Here is a 21,302-nt window from a genome sequence, read left to right as displayed (position 1 = left end):
GAAAATCATGTATACAAGCGAAGATCGAGAATTAGCGAAGAAAATATTAGAGTTTAGTTGTGAGCTGGAAAAAGGACAAAATGTAATGCTCCAACTGGTGGGCTTAAACGGTATTGGATTGCTGCGGGCACTGGTAGAACACGCCCGGGAGATGGGCGTTAATCCCTATGTACAGATCGAGGATACTGAAATTCGTCGGATGCTTGTTGAGAGTGGGGATAAAGATTTTTGGAAAGGGCAGGCCGAAAATGATCAGCTGCCCCTTATGAAAAAGATGGATGCTTTTGTTGGTGTTCGTGCAGCTCTCAACATTTACGAACAGGCAGATGTCAGTAAAAAAGCCAACAAGGCGTATGCCGATCACTTTGTAGATCCGGTGCACTATAAAGAGCGTGTTAATAATACCAACTGGGTAGTACTTCGGTATCCATCCGAAGCATTTGCCATGAATGCCAAGATGCCCACCCAGCGGTTTCGAGACTTTTATTACAAGGCGTGTCTGCTCGATTATACGGAATTGGCTGAGGCGATGAAGCCGCTACAGGCGCGGCTTGAAGAAACAGATATGATTCAGCTCAAAGGAGAGGGTACCGACATTGAATTTTCGGTAAAAGGTCAGACGTGGATTCCTTGCTATGGTAAGCGTAATATCCCTGATGGGGAGCTGTTTTCATCACCCATTTTGTCGTCGGTAAATGGACATATTACCTATGCTCCCAGCGTGTATCAGGGCAAACCATTTGAGTATGTCAAGCTGGAAGTTCGCGACGGCGTGGTGATTGATTCGGATTCCTCTAACAACGAAGCACTCGATGATATCCTGGATACCGATGCCGGGGCGCGCCAGTTTGGGGAATTTAGTTTTGGGTTAAACCCCGTGATTGAGGAGCCTATGTACGATATCCTGTTTGATGAAAAAATTTATGGCTCTAATCATTTGACGCTTGGTAATGATTACGAGATTGCTCCTAACGGCAACGAAAGCAATATACATTGGGATCTGGTGTGCATCGGTGCGGATGTGTATTTAGATGGCGAAAAAATTCGCGAGGGACGTGAATTTATTGTGGATGATTTGAAGGGCTTGAATCCCAATAACTTATTGTAATAATCAATTAACAGTAATCAGTGTACAGTTGGTGAAGAAGCTCTTGTTAACTGTACACTGTATTCTGCTTTTACTCTGCCCAGGCTTCGGCATCTTTATAGACTTCAGCAAATTCGATGCTGTTCCCATCCTTACTGATAGTGGCTTCAAAATGGGTTTCACCCTCTTCCTCACGTTTAATTAACTCAGTAGCCAGCTTGTCGATAATCTTTGTTTGGATAAGTCGCTTGAGTGGGCGGGCACCATAAACAGGATCGTATCCACGCTGTGCCAGCCAGTCTTTGACGTTGTCTGATACCGACAAAGTAATATCTTTCTTGTCCAGCATCTTGTGTACACGTCGCAGTTGAATGTCCACAATTTCGCGGATATGTTCTTGCTCGAGTGGATGGAAAACAATCACGTCATCAACACGGTTCAGGAACTCCGGGCGAATCTGCTTTTTAAGTTGATCCATCAGCTGATCTTGCAACTTGTTGTACACTTCGTCAGAAAACTCACCACCCGTTTCTTCGATCTTTTCAGATATCAGGTGAGAACCGATGTTGCTGGTCATGATGATAATCGTATTCGTAAAGTCTACGGTCACACCCTTGTTATCAGTTAGACGACCTTCATCGAGTACCTGCAATAGCATATTAAATACATCAGGGTGCGCTTTTTCAATTTCATCGAGAAGGATAACCGAGTAGGGTTTCCGTCGAACGGCCTCAGTAAGCTGTCCGCCTTCATCATATCCTACGTATCCCGGAGGTGCACCAACCAGTCTGCTGACGCTGTGACGTTCCATATACTCACTCATATCAATACGGACCATAGCATCCTCATCATTGAAGAGGAAATCGGCCAGTGATCGAGCCAGTTCTGTTTTACCGACGCCTGTTGATCCCATGAAAAAGAAAGAGCCAATAGGACGTTGAGCATCCTGGAGTCCGGCGCGGGAACGGCGTACCGCATTTGATACCGTTTCCACGGCGGGATCTTGCCCCACCACGCGTTTGTGAAGCTCTTCTTCCAAATGAACCAATTTCTCTCGTTCGCTTTGCAGCATTTTACGCACCGGTATGCCCGTCCATCGCGAAACGATATCGGCAATATCTTCATATTCGACTTCTTCCTTCAGCATGGCACGGCCTTCCTGCACTTCCTCCAGCTTTTCCTGGGTTTCTTCAAGGTCTTTTTCCAGCTGATTGATAGTGCCGTATCGCAATTCCGCCACCTTCTCGTATTGGCCAGTGCGTTCAGCTTTTTCAGCTTCATTGCGAGTCGTTTCGATAGCTTTTTTCAGATCGCGTGTTTTCTTAATGAGATCACGCTCGGTATCCCACTGGTTGCGCATGGTATTGCGCGTTTCTTCAAGATCAGCGAGCTCTTTCTCAATATTTTCGATTTTTTCTTCATTCTGATCGCGTTTAAGTCCCTCGCGTTCAATCTCGAGTTGACGAATCTGTCGTTCAATCTGATCCAGTTCCTCAGGCATAGAATCAATCTCTAACCGTAGACGTGATGCTGCCTCGTCAATTAGGTCGATAGCCTTATCGGGCAAAAATCGATCGCTGATGTAACGATGCGATAATTCACTGGCGGCTACCAGGGCCTCGTCACGAATTTTAACGCCGTGGTGTAGCTCATAGCGTTCTTGCAGTCCACGTAAAATCGAGACGGTATCTTCAACCGAAGGTTCGTTGATTAATACCTTCTGCATACGTCGTTCCAGAGCACGGTCTTTTTCGATATGTTTGCGATATTCATCCAGCGTGGTAGCACCAATGGCATGGAGTTCACCACGAGCCAGTGAGGGCTTCAAGATATTGGCAGCATCCATAGCGCCTTCCGTGGCACCGGCTCCGACCAAGGTATGAATCTCATCAATAAAGAGGATGACTTCGCCATCAGAGTCATTTACTTCGTTGACAATAGCTTTGAGTCGTTCCTCAAATTCACCGCGGAATTTGGTGCCTGCCATCAGGGCGCCCATGTCGAGGGCAACAATACGTTTGGTTTTAAGACTTTCCGGTACATCTCCTTTGGTGATACGCAGGGCCAGTCCTTCGGCAATAGCCGTTTTACCAACGCCCGGTTCGCCAATTAATACGGGATTGTTTTTGGTCCGGCGCGATAGAATTTGCATGATCCTTCGAATTTCTTGGTCACGGCCGATAACCGGATCAAGCTTATTCTTTTCGGCCTGTTCGTTCAGATCACGTCCATATTTCTTAAGAGCGTTATAGCGGCTTTCTGCATTGGGATCGTCTACTTTCTGCGAGCCGCGAACATTTTCCAGCACTTTTAGTACGTCATCTTTTGTAATGCCTTTTTCTTTTAATAAGCTTCCGGCCTCAGTGTTCGATTCAATCATCCCGATAAGCACATGTTCAGAGCTGATATATTCGTCGCCCAGACCATCGGCCGATTGTTGAGCATGATCGAATACTTCTTTCGAGTCATTTGATAAATATTGACCGGATACTGAAGCTCCTTTAACTACGGGTAGTTTATCAATACGTTGCTCCAGTTCCGTTTTTAGCTGGGGAATACGGACACCCAGTTTGTTTAAAATTGTATTGATGACATTGTCAGAATCTGATAGAAAGGCCATCAACAGGTGGGTGGGACTCACCGCCTGATGGTTGTTGCTGGAGGCCAATTCTACAGCTGCCTGAACGGCTTCCTGCGCTTTGAGTGTAAGTTTATCTAAGTTCATAATAGATGGTCACTTAGTGAAAATTTCTTTTTTGTTATTTCACTATTAAAGAAGCCAATATCATACCGAATCCTAAAATATGTCTAAATTGCAGTGTTGTTAGATTGTAAGCTGATGGATTTCGAGGGAAACTGCAATTATGGTAGCTCATCTGTCATATAAGAGAAAGAATGGGTCGCTTTGGCAGTGGAGTGTCATTATATAGTGATTGAATTTGCCTTCGGTATTTCGTGTTTTGATATGTGAATTGGGAATAAATGGGAAAGAAAGTCTTATGAAAGAGACAACTCTATCAGGCGTAACAATTGTGTTGAAACGTGGTGATATAGCAAATCAACCGGATGTGGAGGCGGTGGTAAATGCAGCGAATGCTGAACTACGCATTGGCGGTGGGGTGGCTGGCGCAATTCACCGGGCGGCAGGACCTGAACTAACCGAAGAAACACGGTCGATGGCGCCGATTAAGCCGGGAGAAGCGGTTATTTCGGGTGGGCATAATCTGCCCAATGATTATATTATACATTGTTTGGGGCCGGTATATGGCAGAGATAAGCCTGAGAGCGATTTGCTTGCAAACTGTTATTCCAATGCTTTGAACTTAGCTGAAGATCATCAAATTGAGCGCATTGCTTTTCCCTCAATATCAACCGGAGCATTTGGCTATCCGATGAAAGATGCGGCCCGGGTTGCTTTTGATACGATTAAGAAACGGGTGGAGAATTTAGAGTATATTTCACATATTCGTTTTGTGCTCTGGGGCGAAGATGCTATGAAGGTCCACGAGGAGGTAATGGATGAATTTTTTGGATGATCGGACAGAAAACTCGTAAAAACTTTTATTGGGTACATCATTTAATGTTTGGCAGATGGCGATTCAAACCTTGTAGGTTTAAAAAGTACTACCCATAAATTTTGTTTAGTACACCCGCCAAACGAATCCCGGCTTTAAGCAACTGTCGGTCTAATATATCCTTGTTTTCGTACTGGTATTTATAGCTAAGTTGACGATCTTCGGGCAGGTCGTATACTTTTTCCCGCAGATCCATGGACTCATAAGCCCAGTCGAGTACATCTGTATTTTGCCAATGTTTTATTTGTTGATTGGAGGGATGGTTGACAGCAGCAGAAAGTTCAGTATAGCTGAGTTGGCGATCTTCGATCATTTCACTGTCCCAAACGCGATGTAGATTGGAATCCTCATAAAACCATTCTACTTCTGTGTCATTTCCGCCACGATCTTCACCCGTGCCCACGTGTAACGGTTGATGGATATCCCCAACCAAATGGATAATAATTTTAAGCTTTTCAGCTTCTTCGTTGGCAGAAAGGTTGCCGCTTTTTAATTCATTTATAGCGGTTTTTAAGGCATTAATTAGGTCCCCGTCGGGATTTTTTTCGGTCTCTTCGTACGTCATTCCATCAGGAATAGTCACCCAGTGCCAAGACTCCATATGATCGTAGGAAGGATCGGACCGTACTTCATCCATCCAAGTGCTGGCAATAGCCAATGACTCATGACCCAGCACGCGATCAATTTCTTTACGGGCTTCTGGAGTCAGATAATCGGCCGCAATATCTCCTACTACACGATGACCATTTTTACCCCAAATCGATTCATTATGACTATCTTCAATAGGGGTAAAAAGTAGTGCAGAAATCAGGAGGATATAAAACATAGATCAAAATAGTTTAGTATGAGTTTTAGACGGAAAGGAATATCCCTACTTTTTAGTAAAATGCTAAATCCTTTTTACAGTTTTAACATTGCTTAGATTAATGTATGAATTGCTAAACATAGGATTTATTTTATTCCACACGCTGCTGATTTTGTTTAACCTCTTGGGATGGATCTGGAAGTCAACCCGGCGGCTGCATTTAGTCACAATATTCCTCACAGCATTTTCGTGGTTTGTTTTGGGGATTTGGTACGGGTTCGGTTACTGCTTTTGTACTGACTGGCACTGGCAGGTTCGTCGTGAGTTGGGATATACCGACATGCCCAATTCATATATTAAATTTTTGATCGAGTTACTTACTGGTATCAATCTAAGCGCAAATTTTGTGGATCTAGCTACGGCAATATTGTTTTTTCTGGCGTTGGTGATGTCGCTGTATGTGAACTTTCGAAATTTCGAGAAAAAGGCTATTGTGGAGTAAGGAAATAGGGGTAAATCATTCCTTCCTATAGGTTTAGAAGGATCCCTATAGCATGAATATGTTATCGATACTTATCAACTTCCCTGTTATTTAGAGCGTGAAGATCAACCAACATTTCCGATATGAAAAAAGTTATTACCGGTATTGTTTTATTGATGATCCCTTTCAGTGCTATTTTTGGTCAACAGTCAGTCGGTTTTTCCGACACTCAAAACATTGACCCATTATTGGATTACCGACTTCCCGATTGGGGGTACTCAAACTTTTATTTTGATGTACATGCTGCTAATTTAGGTCGGGATTCGAAAAGTTCTGGAAGTAAATCATTTAACAACCGTGTTAATGCTGCTTTTAATCCAAGGTTCGATCTATTTAGAGAATCGGAAGCACGCATTGTACAGTTAAATACCTCACTGAATCTCTCTTATGGTGATCGGTTTTCCAAATTTAGCTCCGATTTTTCATCCAATGATCGCAAACAGACCTTAAACGACTTTGGAACAGAGGCTGATGTCGCTGTAAATGTTCGGGAGTATGTGAACAGGCAGGTTTTTCTATTTGGTGAAGGGGTACTTCAATTTGATTACACCAGTACGAAAGACGAATCTAAAGACGATGGAATATTGACGGGCAAGCGGCTTACCTATGATCGAAATTTTCAGGCAACGCCAAGGGTTGGTGTAGGGATAGGGAGAGTCCGTAATGTAAGTCCGGTTATCAGGGCAATGCGTTTAAGGGAGCGGACGGGCGCTTTAAATAGCGGTTTGCGTTTTAGTGAACAAGATGTTTTATCTGCTGCAGATCAGATGACTCGTTACCAGGGATATCAGCGGCGGTACGACCGGCCTTCCAAATATTTTTGGGGTGATTTAGATCAGAATACCAATATAGATTTAGGATCGCTCAATGCTTTTGATATGTTTTATCTTACCGATGTATTTAATGAAGCTATCGGCACTCGATTAGAAGGATGGGAGCTGGTCGGAGGTGTTCAATTTAATTATTCTAATGATTTAGAACGTACCGAAGAGCCCATGAATCAAATTGATCCGGTTAACCGCGATGTATCTATTAATAAAGGAATTGCCGGATTTATAGATGGCCGTTGGTATCATAACTCGTCCCTGAATCAGCAGTGGGGAGTGGTTGGCGATGTTAGACTTAGTTATCCATTAGGAGTTAGAGATACTGCTTTAGCAACACAAAGAGACTTTTCCGCTGGGATTGAAGTGAACTGGCTCTGGAATGTGACAGACCGCTTCTTGTTTCAATCGGCGATACGTAATATATATGGCAGAACAAAATTTGAAGATACGGGTGGAGTAGGAACTCCGTCCGAAATTTCAGAATGGGACAATCGGGTTTTGCTGAATTCCAGTCTTAACTATTTCTTAGAAAATAGTCTTGCGTTGAATGTTAGCGTAGGTTCACAGTTACTACACCAGGGTGACAACCAAACTGAAAGTCAATTAGATCGACGTTTCCTGAGTTGGAATGTAAATGTGGGAGCACGCTATTATTTTAATCGGAATCTATATTAATCTTATTTTTGCTCCGCCAACTTTTTAAATAGCTCTTTTTCTTTATTTGATAGTTTTTCCGGTACTTGTATTTGAATCCGTACAAAGAGATCCCCTTTGTTAGATGAATTTCGAAATTCAGGCATGCCCATGCCGCTCAAACGAAGTAGTTTGCCACCGGATGTACCTGTGGGAATATTTAACTTAGCTTTACCAGCAATGGTATCAACAACGGTTTCTCCACCAAGTACAGCGGTGTAAAGATCAATCGGGTGATCGTAATAAATATTATTGCCTTTACGCTCGTAGCCCTCGGGCATGTTAATATTTACGGTAAGGTAGAGATCGCCTCGAGCACCGCCGGGAGCTCTGCTTTGGCCCTTTCCTTTAAGTTTTAAACGCTTGCCGTCTTCAATGCCAGCTGGGATTTTCACCTTCATTTTTTCGCCCCCTACACGCAGGGTACGTGAAGTTCCTTCATAGGCTTCCTTTAATGAAATTGTAATACTGGCTTTGGTATTTTGTTTACCGTTGCGCTTTTGTTGTCGAGCACGGCCTTGGTAGCGATGTCCTTGCGAACGTTGCTGTTGAGTTTGTTCAAAAGGATTGCCACCGCCCCCAAAAATAGTTTCAAAAAAGCTGGAGAAGCCGCCGCCCATACCACTGCTTCCGCTGCGACCTCGAGTACGACCACCACCAAACAGATCATTTAAATCAAATTCCGTTTGGTAGCTACGCCCACCGTAACCACCCCGGCCTTGTTGACTTTGTCGGGCATAATCTTGCCAGTTAAATCCATCAGCAGATCCACCGGCACGCTGATATTTTTTCCAGTCTTTGCCGACTTTATCATAGAGTTTTCTTTTTTCGGGATCTTTTAAAACTTCATACGCTTCACCTACTTCTTTAAACTTTTCTTCTGCAGATGGATCATCAGGATTTTTATCAGGATGGTATTTAGCTGCCTTCTTACGGTATGCCTTTTTTATTTCATCCTGAGAGGCATTTTTACTAACCCCAAGTATGTCGTAATAGTTTTTATATTCCATAATGAAATTATGCCACTATAGAGCTTTTTTTCGTATTTCATTATGAATTATTGCAAATAAGGTGCCATAATCCAAAAGCTAACGAATTGTCAATATATAGCATTGATCTCGTCAGCTTGTCATAAAAAAAGCCCTCCGGAAAACCGAAGGGCTTTTTATCAGGGATTATGAAAACTCCTTAAAGTTCAAATGCAATGAGTTGACTGCTGCCGCTGCGGGGCACTGTAACACGTAATAGAACTACATCCTTACCTTCTTCAACAATGTTATTCATGGCATTCATAAAATCTCGCTCATTGCTTATTGGGTTGCGGTCAATTTCAGTAATTACATGGCCCCGGCGAAGCCCCTGCTGATAAGCCTCACTTTGTTGGGAAATCTGCGCTACGACAACCCCATCTTGGTCTTGGTTCAATTCCAGTTCTTCAGCAATACGGGGAGATAAATTCTCAACCGAGAACCCCAGCTTTTTCTGAAGATCTTCTGATCTGTTTTGTTGTTGTGAATTTTTGGCCATTTCATCATTAGACAGTTCACCCAAGGTTACTGAGAGTGTTCTTTTATTACCATCACGATTTATTTCCAGCTCAACTTCTGTTCCCGGCGAAGAGGTTGCTACCTTGGTACGGAAGGCGCCCCAACTACGGATGGGTTCACCATTCATCGTTTGAATAATGTCATCCTCTTTAAGACCAGCTTTGTCGGCAGGACCATCTTGCTTAACCTGACCGACTATCACGCCATATGCTTTATCAAGATCGAGGGCTTTGGCCATCGTACCATCCACTTCACCACCTGAAGTGATTCCAAGAAATCCACGAACGACACGCCCATTCTCGATGATTGATTGCATCACGCGTTTGGCAATATCAACGGGTACGGCAAAGCCAATACCGTCACTACCACCCGAACGAGATGCAATGGCAGAATTTACGCCCACAAGTTCGCCATCCATGTTCACCAGGGCACCACCAGAGTTTCCTGGATTAATAGCAGCATCCGTTTGGATAAAGTTTTCGTAACCGGCATTGCGCTGTTCCAGAATGCCAATGCGTCGTTCCTTGGCCGAAATAATTCCCATTGATACGGAGTGGGCCAAGTTGGCTTCCAGTGGACTCCCGATGGCAAGAACCATTTCGCCCACGCGAAGCTGTTCGCTGTTGCCCAATTTAATAACGTTAAGGTTTGATGCGTCAATTTTTAAAACAGCGATATCTGTAAGCGGATCGGAACCAACGATTTCAGCATCGTAGGTTTTATCATTAAAGAGAGTGATTTCAATTTTATTGGCATTTTCTACCACGTGGTTATTGGTTAGGATATATCCCTTTTTCGAGACAATGACTCCCGAGCCATGTCCTCTGCGCTCATACTCCTGGGGTTCTTGACGAGGATTGCCAAAAAATTGACTAAATGGATTGGGACGGGCTTCTACTTTCTGTGTTACTTTAACAGTAACAACCGCTTGCTTAGTCTCATCTGCTATCTTAACGATAGTATCATTAAGCTCTGTAATAGTTTTTGATGGAGCCTTGTTCTGCTGCGTTGATGTTTTTGTTCTTTGCTCTGTATTAGTAGCGACAGTATCTGACGTGAAGTTTGGAAGTGAAATCATCGATGCGGTATCCGTTTCCAAATCAACGGTATAAAAGCCAACCACCAATACTGCTACAAAAGCCCAAAGTAAATTAGATGAACGAACTTGTTTCATAATGAACTCCGTTTAACTCAGTTTAATAATGTGTTGTTTTTTTATCTGATAGTTGAATAAACATCCAAGAATGGATAAATATTGTGCGGTAAATCAGAAAAAAGAAAGCGGGAGCTACTGATCAAGGCAGCTCCCGCAGATTGGGAATCATATATTAGCTAAGATTAGCTAATTTCAATCTGTTTCTTCACTTTGCTTTCGCTCTTCTGGATAGTAATGTTCAGCAATCCATTTTCGTAGGTAGCTGAAATGCTGTCTTCATCAACATTATCGGGCAACTGGAAAGAGCGTTCAAAGGAACCGTATTTGGTTTCTACGCGATGATATTTTTTGTTATTCTCTTCATTTTTGAAGCTTCGTTCACCGCTTATTGCAAGCCGGCCATTCTCCAGACTAATATCAATATTGTCTTTGTTCATGCCCGGTAATTCAGCAGATATTTGAAACTGATCATCCGTTTCAGAAATATCGATGCTGGGTACAAAGTTATCGCGTCGTTCATTTACAACATCATTAAAGAACTCATCCATAATATCGGAAAAGTTCTTAGACGTAACGTCTTTACTTGGTCGGGTATATCTCATTAAAGTCATAGCAGACACCTCATTAAGTGGATTTGATTGAAAATATTTGTTTGATTAAAACTCACTTTTATAGCTGCAAGACCTGTACCAAGAGCTCTTAGGCAGGGAAATACTGACATTCAGCCATTGATAGGCCGCGAAATTTTCAGAGGTGTCAGCAGGAAAGAAAAAAATGTCATTATCTGGTTCGCCAAACCGACAGCCCGGCTGTATTTGTGACAGACAAGGGCAGTGGACAGAAATGCAGTTAACAGTATTTGGTGTAATAAAGTAGAAGCGAGAAAGCTGTTTTTTAAAATGAAAACAGAATTTGTCATCCTGCTAACTGCTAACTGCTAACTGCTAACTGCTAACTGCTAACTGCCGTAGCTTTGGTTCCATTCTTTGGCAATGAGAAAGGCCATTTCGAGACTCTGTTGGTAGTTGAGGCGCGGATCACAGTAGGTTTCGTAGTTTTTGTGAAGCTGTCCTTCGTGCAGGCCATTGGCCCCACCCACGCATTCCGTTACGTTATCACCGGTAAGTTCGAGATGCACCCCACCAAGATAACTGCCTAAGTCGCGATGGATGGCGAATGTTTTACGAATCTCTGAGATAATAGCATCAAAGTTTCGGGTTTTAACATCGTCATCCGTTTTAAAAGTGTTGCCATGCATAGGATCACAGCTCCAAACCACAGGCATTCCTTCGTGCTTGATTCTTTTAATAAGGTCTGGTAGTCCTTTTTCGACTTCATCCTCACCGAATCGTGTAATGAGCACAATTTTTCCCTGTTCGTGGGTAGGGTTCAGTCGCTCAATCAGTTTTAGAGTCTGGTCGAGATCATAATTAGGGCCAATTTTAATTCCAATGGGATTACGAATACCACGGAGATATTCAACATGAGCTCCTCCCAGATCACGGGTTCTGTTCCCCAACCAAACCATGTGGGCACTTAAATTGTACCAACCTTTACGACGGGGAACGCGCTGCGTTTGAGCAGAATCATAATATAGATTAAGACCCTCGTGAGAAGTATAAACATTAATTTTCTGAAGCGTATTAAATTCATTGGGCGTAATGGTCTCCATAAAGTTTACCGCTTTTTGAATGGAATTAACCATCGCCTCGTACTCTTTGTAATACTCATTTTCCTGCATGAAATCGAGTTCCCAGTATTCAGGGTGGTGCAGGTCAGCAAAGCCTTCATCAGAAAGGGCTCGCAAAAAGTTAATCGTCAATCCTGCTTTGTTATATCCCTCAATCAACCGTTGGGGATCGGGCATTCGATCTTCTTTGGTAGGGTTGATGCTATTAATGAGATCACCCCGATAATTATGAATTTTTTCACCATCTACGATTTCATAATCCCGAGAGCGCGGCTTGGCATATTGACCGGCAATACGTCCAACGCGAACCACCGAGGTTTCCATCTCGTGAATAAGGATAAAGCTCATTTGGAGCAATACCTTAAGGAGGTTTACAATTTTTGGGGATTTGCAGTCAGCAAAACTTTCGGCACAATCTCCACCTTGCAGTAGAAAGCCATTGCCGGCACTTACATCAGCAAGTTTTTTCTTGAGGGCCTCAACCTCCCAGGAAGTAATCAGTGGTGGATTGTTTTGTAATTCATTATAGGCCTTCTCCAATGCAGCTTGGTTGGGATACTTTGGGAGCTGTTTAACTGGAAATTGTTTCCAGGATTGGGGGGACCAGTCTTTGGGATTTGCTGTTTCGGGTGCCACTGATTTTTGAGAATACATTAATTTACAAACGATTATTTGTCCTTCCGATAAAACTACTAAGTTTACCGAAATTTACGGATAGGAGCAATTCTCAGAAGTTATAGGGTGTTAAAATTTTATCAAGGGTTTAGAACCAATTTTTTAGCTGATTGGTTCCAGGGCAAAAACACCGTTTTGATTAATATATCCATATTTATCACCAAGTTTTACTAACGCAAAATCCCCTTTAAAATCCCAAGCCTTGTCATAAATAGGTTCCGCTATAACTTGCCCCCGTTCATCGATGTACCCATATTTGCCATCCTTTACAATTCGGGCTCTGCCCTCCTTGAACGCATAGGCCCGATCATACTGTGGTTCGATAATAAATTCGCCGCGACGATTAATATAACCGTACTTTTTGTTTTCAAGGTTTTCTTCATCAACAGGCATGGCTGCAACTGCCTTATTTTCCGAAAAGGGATAAGCCTCAAGGAATTTAGACTCGATGATGACGGCTCCATTTTGATTGATGTAGCCCCATTGTTTAAATCCTAACATAACGGGAGCTAATCCTTCAGAAAACGATTTAGCCTTTTCGTATTGTGCGGGAATTACCATCTCTCCATCAGGATTGATGAATCCCCATTCATTATGCTCAGGTGTTTGAACTAAGGCTACCCCTTCACTAAACGTTTTGGCAGCAGTAAACTGGTTTTTGATTTTTAGGTTGCCTTCTTTGTTGATGTATCCCCATGCGCTATTACGGTGATCTTTAACAGGAGCAAGTCCTTCACTAAAGCGTTCGGCTTTATAAAAAGTAGGATCAATAATGAAATCTCCTTCCTGATTAATGAAGCCGTACTGCATTTTTACTCGTACCAAGGCCGTGCCTTCGTTAAAAGCCTCGGCGTAATCGAATTTAGGATCAATTACTATGGATCCGTTGCGATCGATATATCCTATAGACCCCAGAAAGTTTACAGCAGCTAATCCTTCAGAAAAGGTATAGGGCCAAATAGGAGTTTGCACAAACTTGAATTTAGGATCAATTTTTTTGGTGAGATTATTATCTAAAAATCCTACTTCTTGATCTTCCAGATAGGGATACAAATTGTGTTCGGCAGAACCGGTGGGTTCTGATGCTTTACATGATAATAGTAATAATGTGATTCCAGTTAAGATTATACTTTTTGAGAGAATCTTTGACATGGTAATAGTGTGCAGATCTTTTCTTTTAAACGTTATAGATAATTTTAACCCGATATTAATAGCTATGTTCCTTCTAACTATTGTAATATGGTTGGTTGTCGGGTTATGATATTCGGTAAGAGCTGGCGGGAATAGATTCAGATTGTTCTATTAGACTTCTGTAGATGATAGCCGTTGCCATAGTAGTTAGGGGATAAGTAAAAATGATACCTATTCCTAAAAGCAATGCGCCTAATATATTTAGACCTATCACGACAACTCCGAATACCAAGAGGTCGAGAGTAAGGTTTTGTGACAAATTAAAGCTTTTTTGGAGTGCAATGAATGCAGAATCACCATTCTCGATGATAAAATAGGGAAAGAACTGGAAACGAATGGCAATATAGATGCCGGGTAGAATTAGCAAGAGAAAACCTATGGAAACAGCAAGCCCAAAGATAAAACTGGCAATAAAATAGCTCAGAAAAATGCGAAAGTTATTGAACATATCAGCTACGGTTACATATGCATCTTGAACGAGAAGTAGCATTAGTTTGGTAAATCCGAGACTCAGGAAAATTTGTATTCCGGTAAGCAGTAGAGAGATTAATTGTGTTTGGATGGTCGGGTCTTCAGGGGCCCGCATTGTAAAATAGATTTGGGGAACAACAGCCAGTACAATAAATGTGAGTATAGCTCCCACAATGAAGGAGGCGTACTTTTTAAACTGATGTAAGCTAAATTTGAAAAGGGGAATTAAATCAATAGCAAGCTGCCGCATAAATCATTGAATGAATTGCCAACATTTTCCGTTAATAAAAAACGGTTTTTAAATGAAAATATATCTACAAATAGAGGCTACAAAAGATACGATTTATCCTTATCTTTTAAAGTTTTATTGAATCTCAAAAATCTGCTTTACCTTTGCGAGAAAATATAGTCATCCGCGGTGCACGCGAACACAATCTCCAAAACTTAGACATTAATATACCCCGTGAAGAGCTTGTCGTTGTTACTGGCATTTCCGGGTCGGGGAAATCGTCGTTGGCCTTTGATACCATTTATGCCGAGGGGCAGCGCCGGTTTTTGGAATCACTTTCGGCTTATGCACGACAGTTCCTGGGTATGATGGAGCGTCCCGAGGTTGATTTTATCGATGGGCTTTCTCCGGTAATTTCAATCGATCAGAAGACCACAAACCGAAATCCCCGGTCAACAGTGGGCACGGTCACTGAAATTTATGATTTTTTGCGACTGCTGTATGCTCGTATTGGTGTACCCTACTCGTGGAAATCTGGTAATAAAATGGAAAAGCAGACGGCTGACCAGGTGGTGGCTACGATCTTGGATATGCCCGAAGGTACTAAAGCATATTGTTTGGCTCCGGTGGTTCGTGGACGTAAGGGGCATTATCGTGAGCTCTTTGAGCAGACTATGAAGCAGGGATTTGTTCAGGTTCGTGTGGATGGTGAGTTTATGGACCTCGAAGAGGATATGAAGGTGGAACGCTATGAGAAGCACGATATTGAGGTGGTCGTAGACCGCTTTGTAATTAATGAAAAAAGTGAAAAACGCATTGCCGAAAGTGTGCGTCTGGCGCTGGAGATGGCGGAGGGGAACGTGATTCTTGCAGTACCCAGAGAAGAAGACGGGGAAGTTGAATTTAAAGATCATTTGTATTCACAGAATCTTTTTGATCCCGAGAGTGGATTGGCGTATGAAGATCCTGCTCCAAATATGTTTTCCTTTAACTCTCCGTATGGTGCCTGTCAGCATTGTGATGGCTTGGGTTATACTTACGATGTCAACCGCAATCTGGTAATCCCCAATAGGGAACAGTCGATTGCTGATGGTGCGATTCGATACTTAGGTGAACCGCGCGATATTTTTGCCTTTAAGCAGATAAAGGCGGTGCTTGATTCGGTAGGACTCGACTTTGAAACGCCCATCAAAGAATATACCGAAGATCAGTTGGATCTTCTTTTTGAAGGCGGTGGTGATACGAAGTACGATGTGAGTTATGATTTTCGGGATGATAATGTCACCTACAAGCACTCTTTTAAAGGGTTGCGAAATATAATTCGCGAAAAATATGAGGAGAGTAACTCGAATAAACAGCGTGATAAAGCCAAGGCATTTATGAGTAAAATCGACTGTCCCGAGTGTGGGGGCGGTCGGCTTAATAAAGAGGCGCTTTCGTATCGTATTGATGGATATACCATCGACGAAATTGTGAACATGGATATCGATACGCTGCGTGATACTATTAATAATCTACAGCTTACCGAGCGACAGCAAAAGATCGGTTCTCAGGTGCTCAAAGAAGTGCGCGACCGGGTGGATTTTCTCCTCAACGTGGGATTGAATTACCTGACTCTGGATCGCGAGGCGCAAACGCTCAGTGGCGGTGAGGCGCAGCGTATTCGCCTTGCCACGCAGATTGGAACACAGCTGGTAGGCGTGCTGTATATTTTGGATGAGCCCAGCATTGGTTTGCATCAGCGAGATAATATTAAACTCATCAAATCGCTTGAAACGTTGCGGGATCTTGGAAATAGCGTAATTGTTGTTGAGCATGATCGAGAAACCATAGAGTCGGCTGATTATGTGATTGATATGGGACCCGGAGCAGGGGAATATGGTGGGGAAATTGTGACACAGGGTAAACCAGAGGATCTTGACCCTGACTCGATGACCGCCAAGTTTTTAAAAGACGAAGAAACGGTCCCGTATCCCGATGAGCGGCGTGAGGGCAATGGTAAATCCATCCAAATAGAAGGAGCGCGCGGGCATAATCTAAAAGATATGGATGTCAATATTCCGCTGGGCAAGTTTATTTGCGTGACTGGTGTGAGCGGAAGTGGAAAAAGTTCGCTGATAAATCAAACCTTGGAGCCTATTCTTTCTTCGGAGTTTTATAATTCGAAGTCTGTACCATTGCCGTTTGATGAGATTGAAGGCATTGATAATTTGGATAAGATTATTTCTGTTGATCAAAGCCCAATTGGGCGCACGCCGCGGTCAAATCCCGGAACATATACAAAGGTTTTCGATCATATTCGAAAGCTGTTTGCAGAGTTGCCGGAATCGAAGATTCGGGGCTATGACCAGGGGCGTTTTTCATTTAACGTGAAGGGAGGTCGGTGCGAGGCGTGCAACGGTGATGGCGTTCGAAAAATCGAGATGAACTTTTTGCCGGATGTCTATGTGGATTGTGAAACCTGTAACGGTAAGCGTTATAATCGCGAAACACTTGAGATCTATTATAAGGGTAAAAATATTTCCGATGTGCTGAATATGTCGGTGAATGAAGCGCACGAATTTTTTGATTCCGTGCCGGCTATTAACCGTATTTTGGGTACTTTGGTGGATGTGGGGCTTGGGTATCTGCGTCTGGGTCAGCCAAGTACAACCCTTAGTGGTGGTGAGGCACAACGTATTAAGCTTGCCCGTGAACTTGCCAAGGTAGGCACCGGTGATACCCTGTATATTTTGGATGAACCTACAACCGGCTTACACTTTCAAGATGTGCGTATGCTGGTGGATGTGGTTCAGCAGCTGGTAGATAAAGGAAATACCGTGATTGTTATTGAGCACAACCTGGATCTTATAAAAGCCGCCGATTGGATTATCGATCTTGGTCCCGAAGGGGGTGTTGGTGGAGGTCAGATTATTGCTGAGGGAACGCCTGAAGAGGTTGCGGAAATTGAAGACAGTTATACCGGGCAGTTTCTTAAGGAGGAGTTTAGCCGCGAAAACAGGCAGGCGGTTTCAGCATCTTAATTAGTAGGGGCAGTACAAAATTTGGCAGGTTGAAATACTTTTGCCAATATTAGGTTCGTCCCGTTAATAAAATTTCGTTCTCTTATGAGTTTATTCGCAAAATGTATTACAGTTTGTTTGGTTTTGGCGGTATTAATCACGGTTTTGTTTGAAGTGTTATATGATATGCCGTTGTCGGGTAGTATCTTATTTGGAGGCTTTGCGGCCATCATATCAGCTATATTTTATGGTTGGATTGATGATATGTTCATATCAAATAACCAGGCGGGATTAGAAGAATAAGATTTTACCTGTTAGGGTGGGTAGAAAAAGGTTTGTCCCATAGGTACATTCTCCCTATTTTCTGCCACTGATGAATCAACTCCGTACATATATTATTCGCATCGTTGCTATAGCTGCTATTTGTATTGGCTTTGGTTTGTATTCGGTGCAGCAAGTCCAGGTGGACCATTCATCGCAGGCCTTTGCGAGCTGGTTAACCACGATGGCGGAGTCTACCGGTGATGTTACTCTGCAAGAGGAGCTGGAGGATATTAAGAAATCAGCCTCTGATTTAGATGAGTTTATCAAGGAAGCCTCCCAGGTTATTCAAAGTAGTAACAGGAACTTTGAGTTTTCCTTTGTAGATGCAACAGCATCTTCACACATTTACCAGCTGTTGCTTATCGAGTGGAGTCAATTTCAGACTGGTAATGCCATGGCCGGGGTTCCGGTTCCATCGATTACAAAAACATTTTCGCCAATAGTGGTAGATCAAAAAGCATCATTTGATATACCTGCTATTAGCACTGCTTTGGTAAGACAATTCTGGAAGCCTGTAGGGCTAATTGCTGATGCTCAAAAATTTATTCCCATGGCTATTAGGCCTATGGTAGAAGGTATTGCTATTGGTGCCCCATAGTATAAAATCTGATTATACAATTCTCTTTTTCTATTTCTCTTGATGTATGAGAGATGAAACATATTACTGAAACACAATTCTTAATTTTTTAAAACGATTTATTTATGAAAGGTAATGGATTTAAAGTAGGTTCTATTGTCGCCTTTCTGGCACTTACGCTCTACTATTTATGGCCAACGGTACAACATACATTGGAGCAGAATTATATCGAGGATTTGCCAGAGGCAGAACGCGCTGAATATGTAGAAGAAAATACTCAGCGGTTACAGGAACTGCGTCAGAATTCTTTGTCGTTGGGACTGGATCTTCAGGGCGGTATGCACGTAACGCTTGAAGTTGGTACGGCACAGTTTATGAAAGAGCTTGCCGGTGATAATCTCGACGAGGAGTTGGAAGAAGTTATTGATGAGGCTAAGCAACGAGCTCTCGACAATGATACTGATTTCTTACAGGAGATGATTACGTTATTTGAAGAACGTAATCCCGATGGACGGTTGAGCCGATATTATCGTTCGGATACAGAAAATATAACTCGTCGGTCTACCAACGAAGAGATTTTGACGTATCTTGAGCAGCAGCGAACGTCTGCTGTTGATCGAGCGATGGAAATTATTCGTACTCGTGTTGACCGGTATGGTGTTACGGAACCTGCCATTTTTAAGCAGGGGAATAACCGTGTTGTTGTTGAGTTGCCAGGAGTATCAAACAAACAACGAATTCGGGATCTGTTAAAAGGAACAGCTCGTCTTGAATTCCGCCTTGTAGGTCAGCCCGACCAGATTAATAACGCACAAGAACGTGTTATTAACTATTTTGACCAGCAGGCTTCTGCTGATACTTCAGGAGTATCACAACAAGGGCAGTCAAATCCATTGCTTGAGGTACTTAATCCGCGAGGCCGATCAGGATATACGTTTGGATATTCTACCGGACAAGATACGGCTCGTGTGAATGAGCTGCTGCAGCGAAAAGAAGTTCAGGAGTTAATGCCTCGAAATATCGAATTGATGTGGGGAGCATCACCCTTTACGCAAACTCAGCAAGGGCAGGATTTGTTTGAACTTATTGCCGTTCGATCCGAAGTAGAGTTAACGGGTGATGTAATTTCAGAAGCCAGCGTTAATTTTGACCAGGCAACCAATCAGCCTCGGGTATCAATGAATATGAACGCCGAAGGTGCTCGTCGCTGGGCTCGAATTACAGGGGCAAACATTGGTAAGCCTATTGCAATTGTTCTGGATGGTTATGTGTATTCTTACCCCAATGTGGAGACCAAAATTTCCAATGGGCGTTCTTCAATATCTGGATTGGAAAGCGTGCAAGAAGCCGAAGACCTTGTAAATATTCTGCTTTCAGGTGCATTGCCGGCACCGCTCGAAATTATTGAGGAGCGTACGGTTGGAGCCACGCTTGGTGAGGAATCTATTCAGGCAGGGTTCTATTCTACCCTCATAGGATTAATTATTGTAGCCTTTTTTATGATGGTTTACTACCGCACCGGAGGTGCTATTGCTGATCTGGCATTAATTCTGAATATCATCTTTATACTCGGTATTCTTGCTGCTTTTAAAGCGACACTTACCTTACCCGGTATCGCCGGAATTGTATTAACCATTGGTATGGCCGTTGATGCCAACGTGCTGATATTTGACCGGATCAGGGAAGAGCAGCGAACCGGAAAAACATTGCGAGCTTCCATTGAAGGCGGTTATTCGAATGCCATGAGTGCAATTATGGATGCTAATATTACTACCTTCTTTGTAGGCATTATCCTCTATAGTTTCGGTGTAGGACCCATTAAAGGTTTTGCAGTTACTCTGATGGCTGGTATTGTTGCGTCGCTGTTTAGTGCGATTGTGATTACCCGTGTTATTGTAGATTACTTGACGCAAGATAAATCGGCTGAAATCAGCTTCGGTTAAGAACAAAAGAAATTCAATTTATAGAATAAGGGACTTTAACTATGAGATGGTTCGAAACACCAGATTTTAATTTTCTAAAAGGCCACAAAATTGCCTATTACGTTTCAGGTATTTTACTGTTGGCCTCACTCGTTGGAATTCTAACAAAAGGTCTGCAGTACGGTATTGACTTTAAGGGCGGTAAAGAGTTCGTGCTACAATTCGAGCAGCCGGTAGATGTTATTGATATCCGTTCAGAACTTACAGAACCACTTGGTGGAACACCGGTAGTAAAACTGTATGGATCACCGGAAGAGGTGTTAATTCGTACTGATAATCCGCAGGATATTTCTGAGGTGCAGCGGTTGATTACCAATACAATGTCTGAGGTGTATTCCGATAATCCTGCAACTGTTATTAAAACGGATATTGTAGGTGCGCGTTTTGCCGAAGATCTGAAACGAGGGGCAATCAATGCTATTATTTTTGCGCTGATTGTAATATTTATTTATATCCTCATCCGTTTTAAAAACTGGACGTATTCGGCCGGGGCAGTGGCAGCTTTGTTCCACGATGTATTAATTGTGGTAGGAGTTTTTACATTCCTGGCAGATATCGTGCCGTTTAGCTTGCAAATTGATCAGGCTATAATTGCGGCCTTTTTGACAATTGTAGGTTATTCGCTTAACGATACGGTGGTTGTTTTTGACCGGATTCGTGAAAATAGCTTGCTTTATAAAACAATGGATCACGATGAGATGGTTAATAAAAGTCTTAACGATACGCTAAGCCGTACGGTTATTACTTCTGTGACCACCTTTTTTGTGGTAACCATTCTATTTATATTTGGCGGTGAAGTGCTTAAAGGCTTTTCTTTTGCACTGATGCTTGGGGTGATTATTGGTACCTACAGCTCATTGTTTGTAGCAAGTTCGACGGTTGTCGAAATTCAACGTTATAAAGAAGAAAAAGCTTAACCATTAACTCCTA

At 42.7% G+C, this 21,302-nt stretch carries 17 protein-coding genes; 9 read left to right on the top strand and 8 right to left on the bottom strand.

Features of this window, described 5'->3' with window-relative positions; all coding sequences use genetic code 11:
- Positions 1 to 7 precede the first annotated feature (7 nt).
- The gene (locus AAFH98_RS01305) at positions 8 to 1,108 is read left to right on the top strand and encodes an aminopeptidase (RefSeq protein ID WP_342520860.1); all 1,101 of its coding nucleotides are present in this window, start codon (positions 8 to 10) and stop codon (positions 1,106 to 1,108) included.
- Positions 1,109 to 1,178: 70 nt separating this feature from the next.
- On the opposite strand, the gene clpB is transcribed toward AAFH98_RS01305, so the two are convergent.
- Positions 1,179 to 3,812 carry an ATP-dependent chaperone ClpB gene (clpB, locus tag AAFH98_RS01300; protein WP_342520859.1) on the bottom strand — a complete coding sequence of 878 codons (2,634 nt, stop codon included), beginning with the start codon at positions 3,810 to 3,812 and terminating at the stop codon, positions 1,179 to 1,181.
- 274 nt (positions 3,813 to 4,086) lie between these two features.
- On the opposite strand from clpB, the gene AAFH98_RS01295 reads away from it, so the two are divergent.
- Positions 4,087 to 4,623 carry a macro domain-containing protein gene (locus tag AAFH98_RS01295; RefSeq protein ID WP_342520858.1) on the top strand — a complete coding sequence of 179 codons (537 nt, stop codon included), beginning with the start codon at positions 4,087 to 4,089 and terminating at the stop codon, positions 4,621 to 4,623.
- 88 nt (positions 4,624 to 4,711) lie between these two features.
- Here AAFH98_RS01295 and AAFH98_RS01290 read toward each other — a convergent pair whose 3' ends face one another.
- Positions 4,712 to 5,488, bottom strand: a complete 777-nt coding sequence (locus AAFH98_RS01290; RefSeq protein WP_342520857.1) for a S1/P1 nuclease — start codon at positions 5,486 to 5,488, stop codon at positions 4,712 to 4,714.
- Between the two features lie 100 nt (positions 5,489 to 5,588).
- Between AAFH98_RS01290 and AAFH98_RS01285 the strand changes: the two genes are divergently transcribed.
- Together AAFH98_RS01285 and AAFH98_RS01280 are read left to right on the top strand one after the other, a co-directional pair.
- Complete coding sequence (locus tag AAFH98_RS01285) at positions 5,589 to 5,969, top strand: DUF2784 domain-containing protein (protein ID WP_342520856.1); 381 nt, start codon at positions 5,589 to 5,591, stop codon at positions 5,967 to 5,969.
- A gap of 122 nt (positions 5,970 to 6,091) precedes the next feature.
- Complete coding sequence (locus AAFH98_RS01280) at positions 6,092 to 7,510, top strand: hypothetical protein (RefSeq protein ID WP_342520855.1); 1,419 nt, start codon at positions 6,092 to 6,094, stop codon at positions 7,508 to 7,510.
- 2 nt (positions 7,511 to 7,512) lie between these two features.
- Here the strand turns inward: AAFH98_RS01280 and AAFH98_RS01275 are convergent, their stop codons facing one another.
- The 6 genes from AAFH98_RS01275 to AAFH98_RS01250 form a co-directional block, all read right to left on the bottom strand.
- Positions 7,513 to 8,538: a J domain-containing protein gene (locus AAFH98_RS01275; protein ID WP_342520854.1), complete on the bottom strand. Its 1,026-nt coding sequence runs from the start codon at positions 8,536 to 8,538 to the stop codon at positions 7,513 to 7,515.
- 178 nt (positions 8,539 to 8,716) lie between these two features.
- Positions 8,717 to 10,249, bottom strand: a complete 1,533-nt coding sequence (locus AAFH98_RS01270) for a Do family serine endopeptidase (RefSeq protein ID WP_342520853.1) — start codon at positions 10,247 to 10,249, stop codon at positions 8,717 to 8,719.
- Between the two features lie 164 nt (positions 10,250 to 10,413).
- Positions 10,414 to 10,842: an Hsp20/alpha crystallin family protein gene (locus tag AAFH98_RS01265; RefSeq protein ID WP_342520852.1), complete on the bottom strand. Its 429-nt coding sequence runs from the start codon at positions 10,840 to 10,842 to the stop codon at positions 10,414 to 10,416.
- Positions 10,843 to 11,189: 347 nt separating this feature from the next.
- Complete coding sequence (locus tag AAFH98_RS01260; RefSeq protein ID WP_342520851.1) at positions 11,190 to 12,575, bottom strand: 3-deoxy-7-phosphoheptulonate synthase class II; 1,386 nt, start codon at positions 12,573 to 12,575, stop codon at positions 11,190 to 11,192.
- A 123-nt stretch (positions 12,576 to 12,698) separates the two neighbouring features.
- Positions 12,699 to 13,748, bottom strand: a complete 1,050-nt coding sequence (locus AAFH98_RS01255; protein ID WP_342520850.1) for a WG repeat-containing protein — start codon at positions 13,746 to 13,748, stop codon at positions 12,699 to 12,701.
- Between the two features lie 103 nt (positions 13,749 to 13,851).
- Complete coding sequence (locus AAFH98_RS01250; RefSeq protein WP_342520849.1) at positions 13,852 to 14,508, bottom strand: hypothetical protein; 657 nt, start codon at positions 14,506 to 14,508, stop codon at positions 13,852 to 13,854.
- A 143-nt stretch (positions 14,509 to 14,651) separates the two neighbouring features.
- Between AAFH98_RS01250 and uvrA the strand changes: the two genes are divergently transcribed.
- The 5 genes from uvrA (at position 14,652) to secF (ending at position 21,289) form a co-directional block, all read left to right on the top strand.
- Entirely contained in the window at positions 14,652 to 17,510 is a 2,859-nt protein-coding gene (uvrA, locus tag AAFH98_RS01245) for an excinuclease ABC subunit UvrA (RefSeq protein WP_342520848.1), read from the top strand.
- A gap of 84 nt (positions 17,511 to 17,594) precedes the next feature.
- A complete protein-coding gene (locus AAFH98_RS01240; RefSeq protein ID WP_342520847.1) occupies positions 17,595 to 17,792 on the top strand; it encodes a hypothetical protein in 198 nt (65 codons plus the stop codon).
- 70 nt (positions 17,793 to 17,862) lie between these two features.
- Positions 17,863 to 18,411, top strand: a complete 549-nt coding sequence (locus AAFH98_RS01235) for a hypothetical protein (protein WP_342520846.1) — start codon at positions 17,863 to 17,865, stop codon at positions 18,409 to 18,411.
- A gap of 104 nt (positions 18,412 to 18,515) precedes the next feature.
- Positions 18,516 to 20,333 carry a protein translocase subunit SecD gene (gene secD / locus AAFH98_RS01230; RefSeq protein WP_342520845.1) on the top strand — a complete coding sequence of 606 codons (1,818 nt, stop codon included), beginning with the start codon at positions 18,516 to 18,518 and terminating at the stop codon, positions 20,331 to 20,333.
- A gap of 41 nt (positions 20,334 to 20,374) precedes the next feature.
- Entirely contained in the window at positions 20,375 to 21,289 is a 915-nt protein-coding gene (gene secF / locus AAFH98_RS01225; protein WP_342520844.1) for a protein translocase subunit SecF, read from the top strand.
- The last annotated feature ends 13 nt before the right edge of the window (positions 21,290 to 21,302 follow it).

It is taken from the genome of Fodinibius sp. Rm-B-1B1-1, assembly GCF_038594945.1.
In the GTDB taxonomy this organism is placed as follows: Bacteria; Bacteroidota; Rhodothermia; order Balneolales; family Balneolaceae; genus Fodinibius; species Fodinibius alkaliphilus.
The sequence above is the reverse complement of the archived record's forward strand: the minus strand, read 5'-3'. Positions and strand labels throughout refer to the sequence as shown.